4 protein-coding genes are annotated in these 3,963 nt (G+C 74.2%); 1 reads left to right on the forward strand and 3 read right to left on the reverse strand.

The genetic code is table 11. The annotated features are described in order from the left end of the window. From PLP61_RS15470 to PLP61_RS15480, 3 genes are all read right to left on the reverse strand, one after another. Window positions 1-1,395 (reverse strand): glycosyltransferase family 39 protein (locus PLP61_RS15470; RefSeq protein ID WP_324503652.1); only part of this gene is annotated, 1,395 nt, incomplete at its 3' end. A gap of 47 nt (window positions 1,396-1,442) precedes the next feature. Next, window positions 1,443-2,918 (reverse strand): sensor histidine kinase, encoded by a 1,476-nt coding sequence (locus tag PLP61_RS15475; RefSeq protein ID WP_324503653.1) that lies wholly within the window; start codon window positions 2,916-2,918, stop codon window positions 1,443-1,445. Next, the gene (locus PLP61_RS15480) at window positions 2,915-3,634 is read right to left on the reverse strand and encodes a response regulator transcription factor (protein WP_324503654.1); all 720 of its coding nucleotides are present in this window, start codon (window positions 3,632-3,634) and stop codon (window positions 2,915-2,917) included. Before PLP61_RS15480 ends, PLP61_RS15475 begins: the two co-directional genes overlap by 4 nt. A gap of 115 nt (window positions 3,635-3,749) precedes the next feature. On the opposite strand from PLP61_RS15480, the gene PLP61_RS15485 reads away from it, so the two are divergent. Further along, window positions 3,750-3,963 (forward strand): hypothetical protein (locus PLP61_RS15485; RefSeq protein WP_324503655.1); only part of this gene is annotated, 214 nt, incomplete at its 3' end.

Consider the following 3,963-nt stretch of genomic DNA (forward strand, 5'->3'; position numbering starts at 1 on the left):
CAGGCCCGCGGCCAGCGCGGCGACCCGGCGCGGCAGCAGCGCGACGACCGTGAGGGCCGCGGCCGCGACCAGGCCGAGCAGCAGCACGGCGTACTTCAGCCAGGGGTACCAGTCGCTCGCCCGGTCCAGCAGCACGAACCCGAGGACCGAGGTCGCGGCCGTGGCCCCGGCCAGGAGCAGCGCGGCCGGGAGGGACTCGCGGGCCCGCCAGAGGACCAGAGCGCCGATGCCGGTCAGGGCGGCGATTGCGGGCGCCAGAGCCACGGTGTAGTAGGCGTGGAAGATCCCGGCCATCAGGCTGAAGGTGAGCGCGGTGACCAGCAGCCAGCCGAGCCACAGCACCAGACCGGCCAGCACCCGCCGGTCGCGCCGGGCGAACCACAGGGCGCCCAGACCGAGCAGCAGCGCCGCGGGCAGCAGCCAGGCGACCTGCCCGCCGGTGTCGGAGCCGAACAGCCGCGTGAGGCCGGTCTCGCCCCAGCCGTTCATCCCGCCGACCGACCCGGTCTCCTCGCCGGTGAGCCGCCCGAAGCCGTTGTAGCCGAAGGTCAGCTCGAGCACGGAGTTGTGCTGCGAGCCGCCTATCCAGGGGCGGGAGGCGGCCGGCCACAGCTCCACGACCGCGACCCACCAACCGCCGGCCAGCACCATCGACCCGAACGCGACGAGAAGGTGGCCCCACCGCCTCCGCAGGGGTACGGCGGCGAAGAGGAGGTAGACGACCGCGAGCGCGGGCAGCACCAGGAACGCCTGCAGCATCTTGGTGAGGAAGGCCAGGCCCACGAGCGCGCCGCCGAGCGCCAGCCAGCGCACCGGACGGCCGGCGGGGGACCCGCTGACGTCGACGGCGCGCAGCGTGGCCGCCGCCGAGCCGACCAGCAGCAGCACGAGCAGGGCGTCGGGGTTGTTGAAGCGGAACATCAGCGCCGCGACCGGGGTGAGCGCGAGGACAGCGCCGGCGAGCAGTGCTGCGCCGGCGGAGCCGGTGGTGCGCCGTACGGTCGCGTAGAGCAGGCCCACCGAGGCGACCCCGAACAGGGCCTGCGGCACGAGGATGCTCCACGAGGACTGCCCGAACAGCCGCACCGAGAGCGCCATCGGCCACAGCGCCAGCGGGGTCTTGTCGACGGTGATCGAGCTCGCCGAGTCGGAGGAGCCGAAGAAGAAGGCCTTCCACGACTCCGAGCCGGCCTGCGCGGCAGCGGAGTAGAAGGAGTTGGCCCAGCCGGACTCGCCGAGACCCCACAGGTAGAGCAGCGCGGTGGCGGCGAGCAGGCCGGCCAGTGCCGGACGCTCCCACCGGGTGGAGGGGGTGGGCTCGTCCGGCGGACGGAGGGACGGCACCGCCTGCGCGGCGGGCGCGAGCGGCTGGGACGGAGAGGTCAACGTGGTCACGGGACCACCGTCGCGGGGTCGGCTGGGCCGGGAGTGAGGCCGGTCTGTCAGTCGGCTGTGAGCCCGGACGGGGCCGGGCTGCGCGCCGGGAGCCGGACGGTCACGGTGGTGTCCCCGGGCCGGCTGGCCAGGGCCACGGTGCCGCCGTGGGCGGTGACGATGGCCTTGACCAGCGACAGGCCCAGCCCCACCCCACCCTCGTCGTTGCGGGCGCGGGCGACGTCCCCGCGGGCGAAGCGCTCGAAGGCCGTGCCGACCAGGTCGGGGGGGAACCCGGGGCCGTCGTCGTGCACCGTGAGCAGCCCGGGCCTGGCCGTGACGGTGACCGTGGTGCCGGCGGGGGTGTACCGGCGGGCGTTGCTCAGCAGGTTGGTGACGACCTGGTGCAGCCGCTGCTCGTCCCCGGTCACCTCGACCGCGTCCTCGGGCAGGTCCAGCCGCCACCGGTGCTCGGGGGAGAGGACCCGGGCGTCCGAGACGGCCTCGACCAGGAGCCGGCTCAGGTCCACGGTGCTGCGCTCGAGGGGACGCCCCGCGTCCAGCCGGGCCAGCAGCAGCAGGTCCTCCACCAGCGAGGTCATCCGCTCCGACTCGGCCCCGACCTTGTCCAGCGCGGTGCGGATGCCCGGCTGGTCCTCGGGCCGTCGGCGGGCCAGCTCGGTGTAGCCCTGGATGGTGGCCAGCGGCGTGCGCAGCTCGTGGGAGGCGTCGGCGACGAACTGGCGCACCTGCTGCTCGCTGCGGTGCCGGGCCTCCAGTGCGGTCTCCACGTGGGCCAGCAGCGCGTTGAGGGCGGCGCCCACCTGGCCCACCTCGGTGCGCTCGTCGGTGAGGTGCTCGGGGACGCGGGGGGACAGGTTGATCTCCCCGGTCGACAGCGGCAGCTCCGAGACCTCGTGGGCGGTCGCGGCGACCTCGCGCAGCGGCCGGAGCTGGCGGCGTACCAGCGCCAGCCCCAGCACTGCGGCGAGCAGCACCCCCACGCCGGCCAGCGCGAGGCCCCAGGTGAGCAGGCTGGCCAGGGTGCGGGTGATCTCCGAGGACGGCAGCCCGGTGACGATCGTGCCGCTGCTGCTGGCCCGGCGGGCGACCACCCGGTAGCCGCCGGCGTCGGGCAGCGACACCGCGTGCACCTGCCCGTCGGTGGGGACGCCGGCCAGCACCGCGAGGTCCTGGGTCGACAGTGGCACCGTGCCGTCCTCGTCGTGGTCGCCGCCGATGATCTCCCCGCCCCGGCGGCCGTCGGTGAGCAGCACCGCCTGGAGCGTGCCCGGACCCTGGCCGAACCGGTCCAGCTCGTCGTCGGAGCCCTCGCCGACGTGCGGCGGCGGCGCCTGGCCCGAGAGCTTGACCGGGGTGCCGCGCACCTGGTCGTCCAGACGACCGGTGAGGTAGTCGCGCATCGCGAACGCGGTCAGGCCGACCACCAGCACGCTGACCAGCGCGACCAGGGCGACAGTGGTCGCCACCAGCCGCGCCGTGAGCGAGTGCACGGCCGGCCAGGGGACGCGGGGCCCCCTCATCCTTGTCCGTTGGGGGGCTTGAGCACGTAGCCGGCACCGCGCATGGTGTGGATCATCGGCTCCCGCCCGGCGTCGATCTTCTTGCGCAGGTAGGAGATGTAGAGCTCCACGACGTTGGCCTGGCCGCCGAAGTCGTAGTTCCACACACGGTCGAGGATCTGGGCCTTGCTCAGCACCCGGCGGGGGTTGCGCATCAGGTAGCGCAGCAGCTCGAACTCGGTGGCGGTGAGGCTGATCTCCTCCCCGTCCCGGAAGACCTCGTGGCTGTCCTCGTCCAAGGTGAGGTCGCCGACGGTGAGCACGTGCTGCTGCTCGGTCGCCATCGCGCCGGCGCGCCGCATCAGCGCCCGCAGCCGGGCCACCAGCTCCTCGAGGGAGAACGGCTTGGTCACGTAGTCGTCGCCGCCGGCGGTCAGCCCCGCGACCCGGTCCTCCACGGCGTCGCGGGCGGTGAGGAAGACCACCGGTACGCCGGGGTCGAAGGACCGCATCCGGCGCAGCACCTCCATCCCGTCGAAGTCGGGCAGCATCATGTCGAGCACCACCGCGTCCGGGCGGAACTCGCGCGCCGCCGCCACCGCCTTCACGCCGGTGTGCGCCTGCTGCACCTCCCAGCCCTCGTAGCGCAGCGCCATGCCGACCAGCTCGGCGATGTTCATCTCGTCGTCGACGACGAGGACGCGCAGCGCGGAGCCGTCCGGGCGGGTGAGGTCCATGGTCCCACTCTGTCGGATCCTCCTGTGAGTTGGCTGTGAGACCGCTGTGCCCGGACTGGCCGGGCTCATGGGTGATCCACAGGCGGGGCACAGCAAAGCGGCCCACACTGGATCCATGACCGACGACGCCACCCCTACCCCGCCCGCTGACACCCCGCCGGCTGGGACGCCGCCGGCAGCTGACGCGGCCCCGACCGCGGCGTACGCGACCGGGGGCGACGGCGCGTCGGCGGCGTCGGCGGGTCGGCCGTCGTGGCGCGAGCGGGTGCTCGGGATCAAGGGCGTGATCGCCGTGGGCCTGGCCTCCTTCATTCTCGGCGGTCTGGGCG

Source organism: Nocardioides sp. (assembly GCF_035429765.1).
Taxonomy (GTDB): domain Bacteria; phylum Actinomycetota; class Actinomycetes; order Propionibacteriales; family Nocardioidaceae; genus Nocardioides.